This is a genomic window from Dietzia sp. oral taxon 368 (genome assembly GCF_002999155.1).
GTDB lineage: Bacteria > Actinomycetota > Actinomycetes > Mycobacteriales > Mycobacteriaceae > Dietzia > Dietzia cinnamea.
This window is the reverse complement of the sequence record NZ_CP027238.1, coordinates 1272923-1290351: the sequence shown is the minus strand read 5'-3', so window position 1 is coordinate 1290351 and position 17429 is coordinate 1272923. Positions and strand designations below refer to the sequence as shown.

The window sequence follows — 17429 nt, the reverse complement described above, 5'->3', positions numbered from 1 at the left end:
TACAGGAGAGCTCACATGACCACTGATCATCAGCGTGTCGCCGTCGTGACCGGCGCCGCGCGGGGTATCGGCGCGGACGTCGCCCGGCGACTGGCCGGCGACGGAATGGCGGTGGCAGTACTGGACCTGGACGAATCCACCTGTGCGGACGTCGTCGAGGACATCGTCGCCAACGGGGGCCGGGCGCTCGCGGTCGGCGCCGACGTGTCGGATCCCGACCAGGTCGAGGCACGGTGCTGGTCAACAATGCCGGCATCATCCGCGACAACCTGATCTTCAGGATGTCGGTCGAGGACTGGGACTCCGTCATGGCGGTCCACCTGCGCGGTGCCTTTCTCATGACCAAGGCCTGCCAGGCGTACATGACGCAGGAACGCTTCGGTCGTATCGTCAACCTCTCCTCGACATCGGCGCAGGGGAACCGGGGCCAGGTCAACTACTCTGCCGCGAAGGCCGGCATGCAAGGTCTGACCAAGACCCTCGCCATCGAACTCGGGAAGTTCGGCGTCACCGCCAACGCGATCGCCCCCGGATTCATCGAGACCGAGATGACCGCGGAAACCGCCGAGCGCATCGGGATCTCGTTCGACGACCTGAAGAATATGGCGCGCGACCAGGCGGCCGTCGGTCGCACGGGCACGCCCCACGACATCGCGCATGCCGTCTCCTTCTTCGCGAGCGAGGGCGCCGGCTTCACCACGGGCCAGGTTCTCTACGTTGCGGGCGGGCCGTGCGACTGATGGGCGTCCCGATGCAGGTACACGACAAGGTGGCCGTGGTCACCGGCGCTGCCGGTGGCATCGGTGCCGCCCTCGCGGAAGCGCTCCTCGAGGCCGGCGCGCGGGTGGTCGTCTCCGACCTCGACGAGAACCGGCTGACCGCTACCGCTGAGCGTCTCGGCGCGATCGCGGTCGCGGGGGACGCCTCCCGCGAGGAGACGATCAGCGAGATGATCACCGCAGCGCAGAATCACTACGGCCCGGTCGATCTCTTCTTCGCCAACGCCGGGGTCGGCGACGGCTCCGGCCTGGCTGCCACGGACGAACAATGGCAGCTCGCACTGGACGTCAACCTGCTCGCCCACGTGCGCGCGGCTCGGCAGCTCGTACCGGGGTGGGTCGAGCGGGGGAGCGGGTACTTCGTCTCCACCGCCTCGGCGACCGCAGGTTGCTCAGATCCTCGGCGGTGACGTCGGTGTCGGCGTGGAGCATGGCGTTCCACATCGTCAACCGGGCTCGAGCAGCCACAGTCCGAGGACGCCGCAGTGCTGCTCTACACCTCAGGGACCACCGGTTCGCCGCCGCTGGAAGGCTCACCGCGGTGAGCAGGCTCCGGCGGGCTATTCGGTCGCTGACGAGGCCGGCGGGCACGACCCCGTGCGGCCGCCAGCGCGAACGCAGGACCGCGGTGGGTCCGCAGACGAGTAGGAGCGCGCCACCTGCGGCCGCCACGATCGGGCCCAGCGTCGCTGCCTGCAGGGACATCACGGCGCCGACAGCCGCGCCCCCAATGAGGGACACTCCGGCGGGGTCCAGCGTCGCGCCCTGCTGGCGATCTGTCGGCAGGTCGCGCCAGACGAGGGGAACGATGAGAAGGGTGAGCACCGGAATAGCGACGACCGGCCGCCAGCCGAAGGGGTCGACGAGCAGGGCCCCGGCCACCGGACCGAGTGCATTGATCGTCGCTCCGATGCCTGAGTACGTCGCCATGGCGCGCGCTCTCGAGTCGCCCGCGAATAGCGCTTGGACTGCGGCGATGGTCAACGCCGGGACGGCTGCAGCACCCAGTCCCTGCAGGGTCCGTGTAGCGATGAGGGCGGGCAGGGAATCGACGAGCGCCCCCGCACAGGCCGCGGTCACCATGACCGACACTCCCACGAGAAGGGGCAGCCGGATGCCGAAAAAGTCGCCCAGGCGCCCGAAGATCGCGCTGCCCACCGCAAGGGCCAGCGAGTAGCAGCTGACGACGAGAGCGGCACGACCAGCTGTGAGGTTGAGATCGTTCGCGATCGCCGGCAGGGCGACAGCGACCGCCGCGCTGCCGAGGCCGGTCACGCCGAAGAGCACGGCGATGGCCCAGGCGAGCGTCCCGCGGTGCGGAGCCGGTGGCGGGCTGGCGCTGGAGATGGTCACTCCTCAGGCAAAGGTCGCCAAAGACTTGAAGGCGAATCAGGGTTCAAGTATACCTGTAGCCACATGAAACGTGAAGGAGCCACGCTATGACGTCAATGTCTCCGGAGCCAGTCCCGTCCGCCGAGCGCCATGTGCGGGCACTTCTGATCGACTACGGGGGAGTGCTCACGGTCCCGCTGGGTTCAGCCTTCCGTGGAATCGCCGAAGACGCCGGACTCGAACCGAGTCAGGCGCTTGGTGTGCTCGGCACCCATGAAGGGGCACGCTGTGCGCTGGTGCAGCACGAGGTGGGACAGCTGGATGATGAGGGTTTCGAGGATGCGTTCGCGGCAGCCCTTGTCGAGGCAGGGGGAAAGGTCGAGGCGCGGGGGCTGCTGGCCAGCCTGGGCGCCCACCTCGAGCTGGACCTGCCGATGATCGACATGGTCCGCCGGATTCGTGCCGCTGGCGTACCGGTGGCGCTCGTCTCCAACTCCCTCGGTCGGGATTGTTATTCCCGCATCGACCTCGACGAACTCTTCGATGTCAGTGTGATCTCCGCTCAGGTGGGTGTACGTAAACCATCACGCGAGATCTACCGCATCGCGTGTGCTCGGCTCGGTGTGGCACCAGATGAGTGCCTCCTCGTCGACGACCTCGAGCACAACCTCGTCGGTGCTGCCCGTTTGGGGATCACCGGCATTCTCCACCGAACCGCCGAAGAGACGATCGGCGTCGTTCACGACCTCTTGCACCTTCCTGCCCCATCCGTCGCCGGCGAGTAGCCGGCACGCCATCAGAAAAGGACCACCACGATGTTTGAACTCAGCGATCGCGGACAGGACTACCGCGACCGTCTCCTCACCTTCATGGAAGAGCACGTCTATCCCGCGGAAAGCGTCTACCACGAGCAGATGCGTGCATCAAACGATGCGAACCACCAGCCGCAGGTGCTCGAGGACCTCAAGGCCGAGGCTCGTAGCCAGGGTCTGTGGAACCTCTTCCACCCGCATCCGGAGTGGGGGCCGGGCCTGACCAACCTCGAGTACGCGCACCTCGCCGAGATCACCGGCCGCAGCCTCGAGATCGCCCCCGAGGCCATCAACTGCAACGCCCCGGACACCGGCAACATGGAGGTGCTCACCCTCTTCGGCACCGACGAGCACAAGGAGAAGTACCTCAAGCCGCTGCTCGCCGGCGAGATGGCCTCCGCCTTCGCGATGACCGAGCCCGCCGTCGCGAGCTCCGACGCGACCAACATCGAGACCCGCATGGAGCGCGATGGTGACGAGTACGTCATCAACGGCCGCAAGTGGTGGACCTCCAACGCCTTGCACAAGAACTGCAAGGTCATGATCGTCATGGGCAAAACCGACCCAGACGCCCCCATTCACCGGCAGCAGTCGATGATGGTGGTCCCCCTCGACACCCCGGGAGTGAAGATCGAACGCGGTCTCCCGGTCTTCGGGTACATGGATCGGGAAGGTCATGCGGAGGTGACGTTCACCGATGTGCGCGTGCCCCGCTCCGCTCTTCTCGCCGGCGAGGGGGATGGCTTCATGATCTCCCAGGCACGACTCGGCCCGGGTCGTATCCATCACTGCATGCGAGCGATCGGTGTGGCCGAGCGTGCTCTCGACCTGATGATCGACCGCGCACAGTCGCGGGTGACGTTCGGCGAGCCGGTGGCCAACCGGGCCAACATCATGGATTGGGTGGCCGAATCGCGCATCGAGATCGAGATGGCCCGCCTGCTCACCCTGAAGGCGGCACACATGATGGACACCGTCGGCAACAAGGTGGCGCGCACGGAGATCGCCGCGATCAAGGTCGCGGCCCCAGCTGTCGCGTTGAAGGTCATCGACCGCGCCATCCAGGTGCATGGCGGTGGCGGCGTGAGCGACGACTTCCCTCTCGCGCTCTGGTACGCCAATATGCGCACCCTGCGTCTCGCCGATGGTCCGGACGAGGTGCACAAGATGACCATCGCGCGTCGCGAGTACCGTCGCCGCGATCCCGAGTGGGGGCGGAAGAAGTGATCGAGGGCATCGACACGGAGGCGATGACGGAGTGGCTCGCCGAGCGAGTGGAGGTCGAGCAGCCGTTGACCTACGAACGTGTGGGTTTGGGTCAGTCCAACCTGACCTACCTGGCGACAGACGTCAGGGGCCGCCGGTTGGTGTTACGCCGTCCACCGATGGGCGAGATCCTCGCCTCCGCGCATGATGTCGCGCGGGAGCACCGGATTCTCTCGGCTCTCCAGGACACGCGGGTACCCTTGCCTGTCGTCCACGGATTGTGCGAGGACCCGGCGGTCGCCGACCGTCCGGTACTCGTCGTGTCCTTCGTCGACGGGCTCGTGCTCGATGATCGAGCGGATGCGGAGCGGCTCTCCGCGGCTGCTCGGCACGCCGTGGGGCTGTCTCTGGCGGAGACCCTGGCACGCATTCACGCTGTCGATCTGGAGGAAGTCGGTCTCGCCGACCTCGCGAGCCGCAAGCCCTACGCCGCGCGGCAGCTGCGTCGGTGGGCTGGTCAATGGGAGCTGTCCCGCACCCGCGAGCTGGGCGAACTGGATCGGTTGACGACCCGTTTGCACGCGCTGGAGCCGGCGCCTGGCGAAGTCGCCCTCGTCCACGGCGACAGTCACCTCCGCAACATCATCATCGACCCGGATGACGCGCAGGTGCGGGCGATCCTCGACTGGGAGCTTGCCACCCTCGGCGACCCGCTCGCCGACCTCGGCACCTTGCTGGCCTACTGGCCCCAAGAGGGAGACCCGCCGACGATGCGCTTCGACGCCTCGACCCTGCCGGGCTTCGCAACACGGACCGAGCTGGTCGAGCACTACGCCGAGGTGTCAGGACGTGACGTTTCGGACTTGCCCTTCTGGCATGGCCTCGGACTGTGGAAGCTCGCGATCATCCTCGAGGGGGTGCGACGGCGCCAGCTCGACGATCCGCGCAACCTCACGGCGATGGGTCAGATCCCGGCGGAGGCGGTCGATGAACTCGTCGCCTGCGCTCATGCGGTGCTCGATGAGGCAGGCGAGATCTGATCCACGGGAGGGTCGTTCGCGGCTCGAGAAGCTGACCCCGGCTGAGCGAAGGCCTCCGGTCGGAGGAGTGGGCCCGTGCGGTTCGCCGCTCCACCATCCGGAGGTTTTCGCACCGGACACCGCCGCCCCTTGGCCGCTCGACTGCACTAGCCTTGGGCCCATGATCACCGCAATCGTCTTCGTCCACGCCGAGACGGCGCGGATCCCCGAGGTCGCCTCCGCCATCGCCGAGATCGACGGCGTGTCAGAGGTGTACTCCGTCACCGGCACCATCGACCTCATCGTGTTGGTCCGGGCGCGGCGCAACGAGGAGATCGCCGACATCGTCTCCGACCGCCTCAACAAGGTCCCCGGCGTGCTGGACACCGAGACGCACATCGCGTTCCGCACCCAGTCCAAGCATGACCTCGAGGCCGCGTTCTCGATCGGTTACGAGGACTGACCGCTCATCTGCTGGAACGGGCGAGCCGGCGTGCCCGGCGCCGCGCGCGCTGCAACTCGGCGAGCAGGTCGGGGCCACCCCACCGACGGCGGTTCTCGCCGTCGGCTTCCGCCTCGCGCACCAGCTCCACCATCCGCTCGCAGGCCGGCGCCGATAGTCCGAGCTGACGGGCCATCTTCACGACCTTGCCCTGCAGGACGTCGATCTCGGTGGGCCGGCCGCGCAGCAGGTCGTCGTTCATGGACGAGGTGCCGTCGGCGTCGACCCGCATCACGGCCCGACCGAGTCGGCGGAACAGCGGGGTGGGCAGGCGCATCACGATCGGGAGGGCGCCCGCGGGCACGGCGAGCGGCACCCGGGGCACCACGCCGGCCGCGGTGAACACCCGGTTCGCCTCGGCCTGGCACAGTGCGACGCAACACCGCAGGTCGCGGTCGAGCAGCTCGGTGCGCAGCGGCAGGCCGGAGAGGGCCTGGACGGCGCTGTTGAGGTTCATGAGGATCTTGCCGTGCAGGACGGCCTGGATGTCGTCGGTGGGACGCAGCGGCAGGCCGGCCTCGGCGGCCGTGCGCAGCAGTGGGGTGAGCCTCGGGTGCTCGGCGATCCGGATCTCACCGGTGGACGTGCGGCGGTAGGTGGCGGGCCCGGTGCGCGCGACGTTGAACGGCACGACCCCGGCGATCACCGGCGCGGAGTCCACGCCTTCGCGGATGAGGTCGGCGGAGTGCAGCCCGTTCTGCAGCCCGACCACGAGGGTGGTGGGGCGCAGGAGCGGCGCGAACTCCGCGGTGGCGGCGGCGGTCTGACCGGCCTTGGTGCACACCAGCACGACGTCGGCGCGGCGGACCGAGTCCGGCGTGGTGGCCAGGGTGAGCATGTCGGCGGGGACGTGCAGGCGGCCGCCCTCGTTGCCGCCCGCCTCCACGGTGAGGCCCAGTTCACGGATGGGGTCGAGGACGTGGGGTCGCCCGACGAGGGTCACGTCGGCGTGGCGGGCGAGCCGGCCGCCGAGGTAGCAACCGACCACGCCCGCGCCGATCACGGTGATCCGCAGAGGGGAATCGGGGCTGGTCATGGTGGTGCAGACGTTACGACACGCACGGCCGCGCGGCAGGCGTTCGCGGCACGCGGGCGTGCGGAAAGAGCGCGAGGGGGTGGGCGCGGCGCGTAAGGGGGTGGCCGGCGGGCGTCAGCGGGGCCGGGGTCGCAGGACGACCTCGGTGGGGTGGGCGTCGGGGGTCGACTCCAACGCGTGCCGGACGGCGGTGGCCACGGAGTCGGCGCTGAGGTAGGCGCCGGGGTCGTAGGTGCCGCCCTCGTGCGCGACGATCGCGCGCTGCATGTCCGTGTCGACGCGGCCGGGGTGGATGGAGGTGACGCGCAGGTCGGGCTCCTCGCCGCGGAGGGTGTCGGTGACGGCGCGCAGCGCGAACTTGGAGGCGCTGTAGGAGCCCCAGCCGGGCTTGGCGGTGGTCCCCGCGCCGGAGTTGACGACGACGAGGTGTCCTCGTGCCGCGCGCAGCGCCGGGAGCAGTGACCGGGTCAGCTCGACCACGGCCAGCACGTTGACCTCGAACGCCCGGCGCCACTGCTCGGCGTCGGTGTGTTCGATCCGGCCGAGATCGGCGACCCCGGCACAGTGGACGAGCCCGTCGAGCGTGCTGACGCCGTCGGCGACGCGGGCGACCCCGTCGGCGGTCGTGAGGTCTGCCTCGACGATCTCCACGGCCCGGCGGTCGCCCGGGTGTGCGGAGCGGCAGTCGGCGGCGACGGCCCGCAGCGCGTCGGCGTCGCGGCCCACCAGGACCAGGTCGTGGCTGCCGGCCAGGGCGCGGGCGGTCGCCGCCCCGATCCCGTGGGAGGCGCCGGTGATGACGACTGTGCTCATGCCCGCCGAGGCTAGTCGGGCAAGGCGGGGGAGTGGGCCGCGCGGGTCCAGGCGGGGGCCGTGCGTCGGGCGGGGGCCAGGTGGGTTCAGGCGGGTCCGGCGGAGTCGGCGTCGAAGGCGTCGAGGAGGGCGTTGAAGGCGGGCACCGCCGCCGACAGCAGCTCACGCTGCTCGCCGGTCAGCCGCCCCAGGTGTTCGGCGAAGTCGCGGTCGCGGTCTGCCAGCACCTGCTCGATGCGCGCACGGCCCAGGTCCGTCAGACGAACGCAGACACCACGCCGGTCCGACTCGTCGGGCTCGCGCTCGACGTACCCCATGGCCTCGATGACGCTCACCGAGTTGCTGGTGGTCGGCACCCGCACGTTCTCGAGACGGGCGAGGTCCGTCATGCGCAGCCGCCCGTGGCAGGCCAGGGTGTGCAGTATCGACGTCTGCGCTCTACTCAGCGCGTACTGGGTGCTCTGCCGGCGGACCAGCAGGTCCAGCCGGAGGAGGATGGGCCGGAACTGTTCGGCGAGACCCAGAGCGGGCCCGACCTCACCGGTGTCCGGTTCCCTCGTCGTCGTCACCATGACCCCAGCCCCCTCGAGACCGGCTCCCCCCCGGGAGCCTCGCGGCACCGAATGTAAGCCCTTCCTCTCCCGCCGTGGGGCGTCACGTCGAGGCACTGGTGGGGGGGCGTGTGGTGGTGGACACTGAAGGCATGGGTTTGTATCACCAGATCACCGGATCCGGACCGACCATCGTCCTCATCCACGGCGTCTGCCACCGCGCGCACGCCTGGGACGCCGTGGTGCCGCTGCTCGCCGACCGGTTCCGCGTGGTCGTCGTCGACCTGCCCGGACACGGACGCTCCGCCGACCTGCCGGACGATGGGGACGTGCTCGACCACTTCGTCGGTGAGCTCGTCGACCTGATCGAGGCGGTCGTCCCGGCCGGCGAGCGGCCGCACATCGCCGGCAACTCCCTCGGCGGCTTCCTCGCGCTGGAACTCGGCGCGCGCGGGCTGGCCAGCAGCGTCACCGCGCTCTCGCCCGCCGGGTTCTTCCGCTCGCACGCCGAGTGGCGCTACACGATCACCGTCTTCCGCAGCCTCCGACGCGCGGCCGGCAGACTCGGCCGGCACATCCCCGCCCTCACCGAGCGGGCCGCCGGACGCGCGGTGATGATGGCGGTGTTCTGCGCCCGCCCGTGGCGGTACCCCGCCGAGGCCGCCGCGATAGACAGCGAGGCGATCGTGTCCAACACCGTGCTGGACCGGGCCGACCGCCGGACCTTCCTGTTCTCCGCGCCCGTCGACGAGAACCTCCCCATCACCATCCGCTGGGGCCGGTTCGACATGGTCCTACCGGTCGGTCAGATCAAGCTCGCCACGCGGCTGTTCCCGCAGGCGAAGGTGGAGATCACCGCCGACGGGCACGTGCCGATGTCCGACGACCCCGAGGGCGTGGCCGCGTCGATCGCGGCCTGCGCCGAGCGCGGACTGGCGTACACGGGCGCGGCACCGGCGGTCGCGAACGCGGGCGCACCCGCCGGGCGGTAAGCCGCGCCGCCCGCCTGCCCGCCTGTCCGCCGGCCCGTCGAGAAGAGCGTTTGCCCCGCATTGTCCGAGTGGAAATGTGCGAAACGGTCTTCTCGACGGCGGCCTACGCCCCGGTGCGCAGGGTCAGAGGCCTACGCTCCGGGGCGCGGCGGGGTCAGCGGCCGAGTGGGGTCAGCGGCCGAGCGAGCCCGTCGGCAGCGACCCCGAGCCCAGGGAACCCCCGCCCAGGGAACCCGAGCCGAGCGAGCCCGTGCCGCCGGAGAAGCCGTCGCGCCAGGCCACGACCGTCGACGGGCGCGGCTGGGAGTCGCCGCCATCGGGCCAGTGCGAGGCCGGGTTCTCGATCGACGCGCCGTCCATCTCGCCCGGGTGCTGGACGTTGACGATCGCGCGATCCTTGAACACCAGCGGACCGCAGGTCTCCGCCCCGATCGGGACGGTGAGGAACAGCTTGGTCTCGCCGCGGTTCGACCCCTCGGTGGCCACCGAGTAGAGGCCGTCGTTGAAGCCGAGCGCGTTGCCGTCCGTCGACACCCACAGTCCGCCGGCGGGGTCGAACGCGACGTTGTCCGGGCACGAGATCGGGCTGACCTTGGACTTGTCGAAGCCGCCGAAGTAGGAATCGGCCTCGGCGGGATCACCACACACGAGCAGCAGGTTCCAGCCGAAGGTGGTGCCTTCGTGGTCGTCGGTGATCTCGACGACCTGACCGTGCTTGTTGTTGTGCCGGGGGTTGGCCTCGTCGGCCGCGGCCCGGCCGGTGCCGCCGCGCTGGGAGTTGTTGGTCAGCGCCATGTACACCTTGCCGGTGGTCGGGCTGGGCTCCACGTCCTCGGGCCGGTCCATCTTGGTGGCGCCGACGCGGTCGCCCGCCATACGCGTGTGCACGGCGACCTGCTCGGGCGTCATGCCCTCGACGTGAGAGACGGCCTTGCCGTCGGCGTTGACGGTCATGAGCGGGATCCAGGTGCCGGAACCGTCGAACGCGCCGTCGGACGGAAGCGTGCCCGAGCCGTCGATCTCGGACGCGGGCGAGTTGCCGGAGAAGGTGGCCACGTAGAGGGTGCCCTCGTCGAGGATCCGCATGTTCTGGGCCCGCGCGGCCCGGGTGTTACCGGGGACGATGCGGCGGCTGGACACGAACTTGTAGAGGTAGTCGAAGCGCTCGTCGTCACCGGAGTAGGCCACGACGGTCCCGTTGGCGGTCACGTGGATGCTCGCGCCCTCGTGCTTGAAGCGGCCCATGGCCGAGTGCTTGACCGGCGTCGAGTCGGGATCCCAGGGATCGACCTCGACGACGTAGCCGAAGCGGTTGACCTCGTTGGGCTCCTTCGCCAGGTCGAAGCGGTCGTCGAACCGCTCCCACAGCCGGCCGGAGGGGGAGACGCTGATGCCGTAGCGGCTCAGCTGCGCGCGGCGCTCGGTGTCGGTGACCGAACCGGAGGTGCCGAAGTACTGGTTGAAGTTCTCCTCGCCGGAGAGCACGGTGCCCCACGGGGTGTGCCCGCCCGCGCAGTTGTTCAGCGTGCCCAGGACGCGCGTGCCGGTCGGGTCGGCGGTGGTCCGGGTGAGCGGGCCGACGGCGGGACCGCGCAGCTCGAACGGGGTGGTGGCGGTGATGCGACGGTTGTAGGAGCCCATGACGGGGTCGAGGCCGCCGTCGGAGGAGCGGGTGGCCAGCTCGACGACGGTCAGCCCGTGTGCGGCCCATGCGATCTCGACCTGCTCGCGGGTGGGGTTCGCGGAGTCGTAGCCACGGAACATCGTGGGCTCGGTGGTGTACTCGTGGTTGACGGTGAGCAGGTAGCGGCCGTCGCGGTCGTCCATCGGGAACATCACGGCGAGGTCGCAGTTGTAGCCGTACTGCATGGCCTGGGCGGCCGCGGTCTGGTTCTCGAAGTCGAACTCCGGGGCGCCGGGCAGCACGGGGTCGCCCCAGCGGATCACGACGTCACTGGAGTAGCCCTCGGGGACGGTCACAGCGTCGGCCTTGTTGGGCGCGACCGGGGTGAATCCGGTGTCGATCGCGGCGCCGCCGGTCGAGCCGGTGGCCCCGAGCGAGCCGGTGGCCGCGGAACCCTGCGCGGCGGCGGTCGCGGGCAGGGCCTGCGCGGCTCCCACCGCCAGCGCCACGACGCCCGCGGCCTTGAGCGCCCCGCGGCGGCTGATCTCGGTGGCGATGTCGCCGAAGTAGGCGTTGTCGGAGGTGTTCGGCACCGGGGCGGCGCACTGGTCTCCACACTTGTACACACAGGTCACGTGCTGGCGGTTGGAGATCCCCGGAGTGGCGATCGGAAGCAGGCGGCGGACGGACATTCGAGTCTCCCTGAAGACATCTACGGCTCAACGGACGCTGTGACGCTAGGTGCGCAGAACCACCGGACGGACGCGCCCGGTGAACGTCCGGATGAACTGTGGGCGCAGTGCCGGTGAACTCCGGCGCGGGCCGCTACAGTCGTCGTGTCCACCCTCTATCTCGGATCGTCCGGCACGTTCCTGCCGGTGAAGGGAAAGACCCGCTCATGGCCTCGGTGACCTTCGAGAACGTGTCCATCGTCTATCCCGGGGCCGCGCGGCGCAGCGTGGACCGGCTGGACCTGGAGATCGCCGACGGCGAGTTCCTCGTCCTGGTCGGGCCCTCCGGCTGCGGCAAGTCGACCACCCTGCGCGCGCTCGCCGGTCTCGAGGACGTGGCCGCCGGCCGCATCCTCATCGGCGACAAGGACGTCACCGGCACGGAACCCAAGGACCGGGACATCGCGATGGTGTTCCAGAACTACGCGCTGTACCCGCACTACACGGTCCGCGAGAACATGGGCTTCGCGCTCAAGCTGGCCAAGGCGAGCAAGCAGGAGATCGCCGAGCGGGTCCAGACCGCCGCGGAGATGCTCGACCTGGTGCCGTACCTGGACCGCAAGCCCAAGGAACTCTCCGGTGGTCAGCGGCAGCGTGTGGCGATGGGCCGGGCGATCGTGCGCAACCCGCAGGTCTTCCTCATGGACGAGCCGCTGTCCAACCTCGACGCCAAGCTCCGCGTAGCGACGCGTGCGCAGATCGCCAAGCTGCAGCGGGACCTGCGCACCACGATGATCTACGTGACCCACGACCAGGTCGAGGCCATGACGATGGGCGACCGCGTCGCGGTGCTCAAGGACGGGGTGCTCCAGCAGGTCGACACCCCGCGGGAGCTGTACAACAACCCGGTCAACGCGTTCGTCGCCGGGTTCATCGGCTCGCCGTCGATGAACCTCTTCGAGGCGCCCGTGGCCGACGGGGCGGTGGACCTCGAGGGCTTCCGCGAGCCGGTGCCGGCCGGGTCGGGTCCGCGGGTCACGGTGGGCGTGCGGCCCGAGCACCTGCGGATCGCCGAGGACGGTCACGGGTTGCAGGTGACGGTCGTGCTGGTGGAGGAGCTCGGCGCGGACAGCTACCTGCACTGCTCGACCGCCGACGGCCACCCCGTGGTGTACCGCGCCGGGTCCGGCGAGCACGCGCGCAAGGGCGACACCGTGTACCTCGAGGCGCTCGACGGCGAGGTGCGCTTCTTCGACGTGGAGACCGGCGACCGCCTCCGCTGAACCGTCAAGCGGCGCAACATCTGTTGTTGTTACAGTTAACGCTGTGACCTCGCCTGCGTGAACCCCACGTGACGGCGGGAGCGAGCGACGCGGCCGATGATCGCCGTGGTCCCGCGCCGCCGCCGTCGTGTGGGTTACGCTCAGCAGGTCCTCAGTGAGATCCGCGTCACAGTCGACGTCGATCAGCTGCCCCTCGGCGCGCGCCGACGGGAGTCGAGACACGACAGTAGGAGAGAGCGCATGGCCGTTCACGGCAGGTTCCTCAAGGCGGCGACGGCCGCCTCCATCGTCGCGGTGGTCGCCGCGGGTTGTTCCTCCGGGGGCGGGGAGGACAGCGAACAGGCGAGCTCCGGCACCTCCGGCGTCGGCCCCATCACCTTCGCGATGGGCAGCAACGACACGGACAAGCTGCGCCCCGTCATCGAACAGTGGAACGCGGAGAACCCCGACCAGGAGGTCACCCTCCACGAGCTCCCCGCCGAGCAGGACGGTCAGCGCGACACCCTCGTGCAGTCGCTGCAGACGGAGAGCGGCGAGTACGACGTGTTCGCGCTCGACGTCACCGACACCGCGTACTTCGCGGCCAACGGCTGGCTCCAGCCGATCGAGGGTGAGACCGAGGTCGACACCAGCGGGCTGATCGAGGCCGCCGTCGACTCGGCGACCTACAACGACACCCTCTACGCGGTGCCGCAGAACACCAACGCGCAGCTGCTCTACTACCGCACCGACCTGCAGCCGGAGGCCCCCGCCAACTGGGGCGAGCTCGTCGAGTCCTGCGGCGCTGCCGTCGAGGCCGCCATCGACTGCGTCAACCTGCAGCTCAAGCAGTACGAGGGCCTGACCGTCGCGGCCACGCAGTTCATCCACAGCTGGGGCGGCAGGATCGTCGGCGACGACGGCCAGACCCCCGAGCTGGACAGCGAGGAGACCCGCGCCGGCCTCACGGCCCTGGTCGACGCGTACAAGAACGACGTCGTCGCCATGAAGTCCGACAGCTTCACGGAGGAGCAGACCGCGCAGGCCTTCCTGGGCGGCCGCACCATGTACGCCTACAACTGGCCGTACATGTACGACTCGGGCCAGACCGACCCGACCTCGGAGGTCGTGGACAAGTTCGACGTCGCGCCGATCCTCGGCCCGGACGGTCCGGGCAAGTCCGTGCTCGGCGGCTACAACAACGGCATCAACGTCTACTCCGAGAACAAGGCCACGGCCAAGGCGTTCCTCGAGTTCCTCATCTCCGAGGACGTCCAGATGGGCTTCGCGCAGGAGTCCTTCCCGCCGGTGCTGTCCTCGATCTACGACGACGCCGCGCTGCAGGAGCAGTTCCCGTACATGGAGGCCCTCAAGGCCGCCCTGGACAACGCCGAGCCGCGCCCGGTCTCGCCGTTCTACCCGGCTCTGTCGAAGGCCATCCAGGACAACACCTTCGCGGCCCTGAAGGGCGAGAAGACCGTCGAGCAGGCGCTCACCGACATGAGCGCCGCGATCGAACAGGCTCAGTGACGGGCCCTCTCTGAACAACGGCCGATGGGCCCCGGGTGCGAGCCCGGGGCCCAGCGGTCTCCCTGACAGGGTGTGGCGCACCCGGCGAGGAAGCGGCGAGATGACGACGAGCGAGAAGTCCCAGGCTCCGCTGGTGGCGAAGAGATTCGACTGGCGACCGGTGTGGATGGTGGGCCCCGCCCTGATCATCCTCGCGGTGGTGATCGGCTACCCGATCGTCCGCGCGGTGTACCTGTCCTTCATGGCCGACCGCGGGCTCGACCCCGCCACCGGGATGTTCACCTCCGGCGGGTTCGCCGGCTTCCAGCACTACCTCTACTGGCTCACGCAGGCGTGCCCGGCCCCCGGCGGCGGCACCGTCACCTGCCCCGACGGCGTCTCGGCCACCGACTTCTGGCCCGCCATGGGCAACACCCTGTTCTTCACGGTCACCACGGTCTCGCTCGAGACCGTGCTCGGCTTCGCGATGGCCGTCATCATGGGCAAGAGCATCTGGGGCCGCTCCCTCCTGCGGGCCGCGGTGCTCGTCCCCTGGGCGATCCCCACCGCCGTCACCGCCAAGCTGTGGGCGTTCATCTTCGATCCCAACGGCATCGCCAACACGATCCTCGGCACGAACATCGCCTGGACCACCGACCCCTTCTACGCCCGTGTGGCCATCATCGTCGCCGACGTGTGGAAGACCGCGCCGTTCATGGCCCTGCTCATCCTGGCCGGACTGCAGATGATCCCCGGTGACGTCTATGAAGCGGCCCGCGTCGACGGCGCCTCCCGGTGGCAGCAGTTCGTCCGCATCACCCTGCCGCTGGTCCGGCCCGCGCTCATGGTCGCGATCCTGTTCCGCACGCTCGACGCGCTGCGCATGTACGACCTGCCCGTCATCCTGGTCTCGGCGAACTCCAACTCGCCCACCGCGACCGTGTCCATGCTCGTGGTCAACGAGATGAGGATGGGCAACTTCAACAGCGCCTCCGCGATCTCGACACTCGTGTTCCTGCTGGTCTTCGCCGTCGCGTACATCATGGTGAAGTTCCTCGGCGCGAACGTCGTGGAAGATCGCACAGGCAAGAAGGAGGAGATCCGGTGAGCCACCGAGTGCCTGACCACAGCACCTCGCCGGCCACGCCGACGACCACCTCGTCGTCGTCGACCTCCGGCCCCCACCGACGTCCCGACGACCGGGACCTCAAGCCCCCGCGCAAGCCCCTCGGCCGCACCGCGGGCACCTACGTCGGCGCCCTGCTCATCCTCATCTGGGGGCTCGCGCCGTTCTACTGGATGCTCGTCACGGCGTTCCGCGACAACAGGTTCGTGTTCTCCGCCAGCCCGCTGCCGTCGAACGTCACGCTGGACAACTTCCGTGAGGCACTGTCCACGGACGGCGGCAACAACTTCCTGGGCGCGATCATCAACTCGGTGATCATCAGCTCCGTCACCACCGCGCTCGCCCTGACGTTCGGCGTGTTCACCGCCTACGCGCTCGCCCGGGTCGACTTCCGCGGCAAATTCTTCGTCACCGGCCTCATCCTCGCCGCGTCGATGTTCCCCGGCGTCGCCCTGGTCACGCCGCTGTTCCAGCTGTTCACGGACATCGGCTGGATCGGCACCTACCAGGCGCTCATCATCCCCAACATCTCGTTCGCGCTCCCGCTGACCATCTACACGCTCACGTCGTTCTTCAACGACCTGCCGTGGGAGCTGGAGGAGGCTGCCCGCGTCGATGGTGCGACCCGCGGCCAGGCGTTCATCAAGATCATCCTTCCGCTCGCCGCGCCGGCCCTGTTCACCACCGCGATCCTGGCGTTCATCATCACGTGGAACGAGTTCGTGCTCTCGCAGCAGCTGTCCACGACCGCGACCGAGCCCGTGACGGTGGCGATCGCCCGGTTCTCCGGGGTCAACCCGTACCTGCCGCCGCACGCGGCGATCATGGCCGCCGGCGCGCTCGTCACCGTGCCGCTGGTGATCATGGTGCTGATCTTCCAGCGACGGATCATCTCCGGCCTCACCGCCGGCGGCCTGAAGAGCTGATCGGCGGTGGCTCGGAGCGGCGGTGACGCCCTGGGCGCCCGGCAGCGGCTGGAGGTCATCGGCGGGTTCGTCGGGTTCTTCACCGTGCTGGCGTTGGTCAACGCGGTGGGCTTGATCCTCACCGGGCGACCGTCGATCTTCGCCTCGCTCGTGCTGGTGCTCATGCTGGTGGCGTCGTGGTACACCTACCGGACGTGGCGCCGGGTCGACCGGGCGGTCAAGCGGGGCTGACCCGCCGCGGTCTGCGCCGACACGCGCCCGCCCCAGCCCGCCCGGCCCGCCCGGTTCCCTCCCAACCCGAAATCCGCTACTCGGAATGCGGATTCGCTACGCCGATCGGGATAGCGGATTCGGAATCCAAGTAGCGGATTTCCAGCGCCAACGGGCAGGCTCGGCGCCGACGGGCAGGGTCAGCGCCGAGTCAGCGGCCGTCGCGCCAGGCCACCAGCGACTCGACCAGGTCCAGCGGGTAGTCGGGGCCGTTGAGCCCGACCGTGAAGAGGGTGACGCCCTCGGCGTGCAGGTCCTCGGCGAGCCGCTTCGCCTCGTCGGGTGAGCTGGCCCCGCCGATCTCCGTCGACCGCTCGATCTCGCCCGGATCGCGCCCCACGTCCGCGCAGTGCCCGGCGAGCACCTCCGACTTGTGGCGGTAGGTCTCCACGTCCACGAACGAGTGCCAGATGTCGGCGTGGCGGGCCACGTGTCGCAGGGTCTTCTTCTCACCGCCGCCACCGAGCAGCACGGGGATGTCCCTCGTCGGGGCGGGGGTGAGCGTGGCGAAGCGCTGCTCGATCCGCTCGAGGGAGTGCCCGAGGTCGTCGAGCCGCGAGCCCTTGGTGCCGAACTCGTAGCCGTACTCGGCATAGTCCCGCTCGAACCATCCGCTGCCCAGGCCCAGGATGAGGCGGCCGCCGGAGATGTGGTCGACGGTCCGGGCCATGTCGGCGAGCAGGTCGGGGTTGCGATAGGTGTTGCAGGTGACCAGGGCGCCGATCTCGACGCGTTCGGTCTGCTCGGCCCACGCGGCCAGCATCGTCCAACACTCGAAGTGGGCGCCGTCGGGATCACCGTAGAGCGGGAAGAAGTGGTCCCAGTTGAAGACCACGTCCACGCCCGCGTCTTCGGAGCGTCGGACGGCGTCCCGGATCAGTCCGTAGTCCGGCGAGTGCTGCGGCTGGAGCTGGACGGCGATGCGGACCGGGCGCGTGGGGTTCGGGGTCATGCGCCCCATTGTGGGGCGTGGCGCCGCCCCGCGCACCCGGCCCGTGC

16 protein-coding genes and 2 pseudogenes are annotated in these 17429 nt (G+C 69.5%); 12 read left to right on the top strand and 6 right to left on the bottom strand.

The genetic code is table 11. The features are described from left to right. The first annotated feature begins 15 nt into the window (after window positions 1–15). Window positions 16–740 (top strand): annotated as a pseudogene (locus C3V38_RS06090) (SDR family oxidoreductase). A gap of 11 nt (window positions 741–751) precedes the next feature. After that, window positions 752–1159: pseudogene (locus tag C3V38_RS06085) on the top strand (SDR family oxidoreductase); the annotation flags it as partial. On the opposite strand, the gene C3V38_RS06080 reads toward C3V38_RS06085, so the two are convergent. Further along, window positions 1068–2066: an MFS transporter gene (locus C3V38_RS06080; protein ID WP_256386861.1), complete on the bottom strand. Its 999-nt coding sequence runs from the start codon at window positions 2064–2066 to the stop codon at window positions 1068–1070. The pseudogene C3V38_RS06085 and the gene C3V38_RS06080 sit on opposite strands and share 92 nt — an antisense overlap. A 152-nt stretch (window positions 2067–2218) precedes the next feature. On the opposite strand from C3V38_RS06080, the gene C3V38_RS06075 reads away from it, so the two are divergent. The 4 genes from C3V38_RS06075 (at window position 2219) to C3V38_RS06060 (ending at window position 5611) form a co-directional block, all read left to right on the top strand. Then, a complete protein-coding gene (locus C3V38_RS06075) occupies window positions 2219–2896 on the top strand; it encodes an HAD family phosphatase (RefSeq protein WP_106385297.1) in 678 nt (225 codons plus the stop codon). Window positions 2897–2926: 30 nt separating this feature from the next. Beyond that, window positions 2927–4150 (top strand): acyl-CoA dehydrogenase family protein, encoded by a 1224-nt coding sequence (locus C3V38_RS06070; RefSeq protein WP_106385296.1) that lies wholly within the window; start codon window positions 2927–2929, stop codon window positions 4148–4150. Between the two features lie 23 nt (window positions 4151–4173). Then, window positions 4174–5169: a phosphotransferase family protein gene (locus C3V38_RS06065; protein WP_371412144.1), complete on the top strand. Its 996-nt coding sequence runs from the start codon at window positions 4174–4176 to the stop codon at window positions 5167–5169. A gap of 160 nt (window positions 5170–5329) precedes the next feature. Then, window positions 5330–5611 (top strand): Lrp/AsnC family transcriptional regulator, encoded by a 282-nt coding sequence (locus C3V38_RS06060; protein ID WP_061228358.1) that lies wholly within the window; start codon window positions 5330–5332, stop codon window positions 5609–5611. A 4-nt stretch (window positions 5612–5615) separates the two neighbouring features. On the opposite strand, the gene C3V38_RS06055 is transcribed toward C3V38_RS06060, so the two are convergent. From C3V38_RS06055 to C3V38_RS06045, 3 genes are all read right to left on the bottom strand, one after another. Continuing rightward, complete coding sequence (locus tag C3V38_RS06055; RefSeq protein WP_061228357.1) at window positions 5616–6686, bottom strand: 2-dehydropantoate 2-reductase; 1071 nt, start codon at window positions 6684–6686, stop codon at window positions 5616–5618. 114 nt (window positions 6687–6800) lie between these two features. Next, entirely contained in the window at window positions 6801–7499 is a 699-nt protein-coding gene (locus tag C3V38_RS06050; protein ID WP_061228356.1) for an SDR family oxidoreductase, read from the bottom strand. Between the two features lie 86 nt (window positions 7500–7585). Continuing rightward, on the bottom strand, window positions 7586–8071 hold the full coding sequence (locus C3V38_RS06045; RefSeq protein ID WP_061228355.1) for a MarR family winged helix-turn-helix transcriptional regulator: 486 nt from the start codon (window positions 8069–8071) through the stop codon (window positions 7586–7588). 131 nt (window positions 8072–8202) lie between these two features. Between C3V38_RS06045 and C3V38_RS06040 the strand changes: the two genes are divergently transcribed. Continuing rightward, window positions 8203–9042: an alpha/beta fold hydrolase gene (locus tag C3V38_RS06040; RefSeq protein WP_061228354.1), complete on the top strand. Its 840-nt coding sequence runs from the start codon at window positions 8203–8205 to the stop codon at window positions 9040–9042. Between the two features lie 171 nt (window positions 9043–9213). Here C3V38_RS06040 and C3V38_RS06035 read toward each other — a convergent pair whose 3' ends face one another. Beyond that, on the bottom strand, window positions 9214–11358 hold the full coding sequence (locus tag C3V38_RS06035; protein ID WP_061228353.1) for a PhoX family phosphatase: 2145 nt from the start codon (window positions 11356–11358) through the stop codon (window positions 9214–9216). 206 nt (window positions 11359–11564) lie between these two features. On the opposite strand from C3V38_RS06035, the gene C3V38_RS06030 reads away from it, so the two are divergent. The 5 genes from C3V38_RS06030 to C3V38_RS06010 all read left to right on the top strand — a co-directional run bounded on the left by C3V38_RS06030 (window position 11565) and on the right by C3V38_RS06010 (window position 16391). Then, window positions 11565–12620, top strand: a complete 1056-nt coding sequence (locus tag C3V38_RS06030; protein WP_061228352.1) for an ABC transporter ATP-binding protein — start codon at window positions 11565–11567, stop codon at window positions 12618–12620. Window positions 12621–12860: 240 nt separating this feature from the next. Further along, a complete protein-coding gene (locus tag C3V38_RS06025; protein ID WP_007627184.1) occupies window positions 12861–14129 on the top strand; it encodes an ABC transporter substrate-binding protein in 1269 nt (422 codons plus the stop codon). A 100-nt stretch (window positions 14130–14229) separates the two neighbouring features. Next, window positions 14230–15216: a carbohydrate ABC transporter permease gene (locus tag C3V38_RS06020; protein ID WP_061228351.1), complete on the top strand. Its 987-nt coding sequence runs from the start codon at window positions 14230–14232 to the stop codon at window positions 15214–15216. Between the two features lie 8 nt (window positions 15217–15224). Further along, window positions 15225–16160, top strand: coding sequence for a carbohydrate ABC transporter permease (locus C3V38_RS06015; RefSeq protein WP_106385294.1), 936 nt, complete (start codon window positions 15225–15227; stop codon window positions 16158–16160). Window positions 16161–16166: 6 nt separating this feature from the next. Beyond that, window positions 16167–16391: a hypothetical protein gene (locus C3V38_RS06010; protein WP_007627187.1), complete on the top strand. Its 225-nt coding sequence runs from the start codon at window positions 16167–16169 to the stop codon at window positions 16389–16391. Between the two features lie 190 nt (window positions 16392–16581). Here the strand turns inward: C3V38_RS06010 and C3V38_RS06005 are convergent, their stop codons facing one another. Beyond that, window positions 16582–17382, bottom strand: coding sequence for an LLM class F420-dependent oxidoreductase (locus C3V38_RS06005; protein ID WP_061228349.1), 801 nt, complete (start codon window positions 17380–17382; stop codon window positions 16582–16584). Window positions 17383–17429: the final 47 nt, after the last annotated feature.

What these genes read in the sequence shown, in the direction of transcription:
- C3V38_RS06075 (WP_106385297.1), top strand. Translation starts at nt 2,219, where the DNA reads ATGACGTCAATGTCTCCGGAGCCAGTCCCGTCCGCCGAGCGCCATGTG.
- C3V38_RS06070 (WP_106385296.1), top strand. Translation starts at nt 2,927, where the DNA reads ATGTTTGAACTCAGCGATCGCGGACAGGACTACCGCGACCGTCTCCTC.
- C3V38_RS06065 (WP_371412144.1), top strand. Translation starts at nt 4,174, where the DNA reads ATGACGGAGTGGCTCGCCGAGCGAGTGGAGGTCGAGCAGCCGTTGACC.
- C3V38_RS06060 (WP_061228358.1), top strand. Translation starts at nt 5,330, where the DNA reads ATGATCACCGCAATCGTCTTCGTCCACGCCGAGACGGCGCGGATCCCC.
- C3V38_RS06055 (WP_061228357.1), bottom strand. Translation starts at nt 6,686, where the DNA reads ATGACCAGCCCCGATTCCCCTCTGCGGATCACCGTGATCGGCGCGGGC.
- C3V38_RS06050 (WP_061228356.1), bottom strand. Translation starts at nt 7,499, where the DNA reads ATGAGCACAGTCGTCATCACCGGCGCCTCCCACGGGATCGGGGCGGCG.
- C3V38_RS06045 (WP_061228355.1), bottom strand. Translation starts at nt 8,071, where the DNA reads ATGGTGACGACGACGAGGGAACCGGACACCGGTGAGGTCGGGCCCGCT.
- C3V38_RS06040 (WP_061228354.1), top strand. Translation starts at nt 8,203, where the DNA reads ATGGGTTTGTATCACCAGATCACCGGATCCGGACCGACCATCGTCCTC.
- C3V38_RS06035 (WP_061228353.1), bottom strand. Translation starts at nt 11,358, where the DNA reads ATGTCCGTCCGCCGCCTGCTTCCGATCGCCACTCCGGGGATCTCCAAC.
- C3V38_RS06030 (WP_061228352.1), top strand. Translation starts at nt 11,565, where the DNA reads ATGGCCTCGGTGACCTTCGAGAACGTGTCCATCGTCTATCCCGGGGCC.
- C3V38_RS06025 (WP_007627184.1), top strand. Translation starts at nt 12,861, where the DNA reads ATGGCCGTTCACGGCAGGTTCCTCAAGGCGGCGACGGCCGCCTCCATC.
- C3V38_RS06020 (WP_061228351.1), top strand. Translation starts at nt 14,230, where the DNA reads ATGACGACGAGCGAGAAGTCCCAGGCTCCGCTGGTGGCGAAGAGATTC.
- C3V38_RS06005 (WP_061228349.1), bottom strand. Translation starts at nt 17,382, where the DNA reads ATGACCCCGAACCCCACGCGCCCGGTCCGCATCGCCGTCCAGCTCCAG.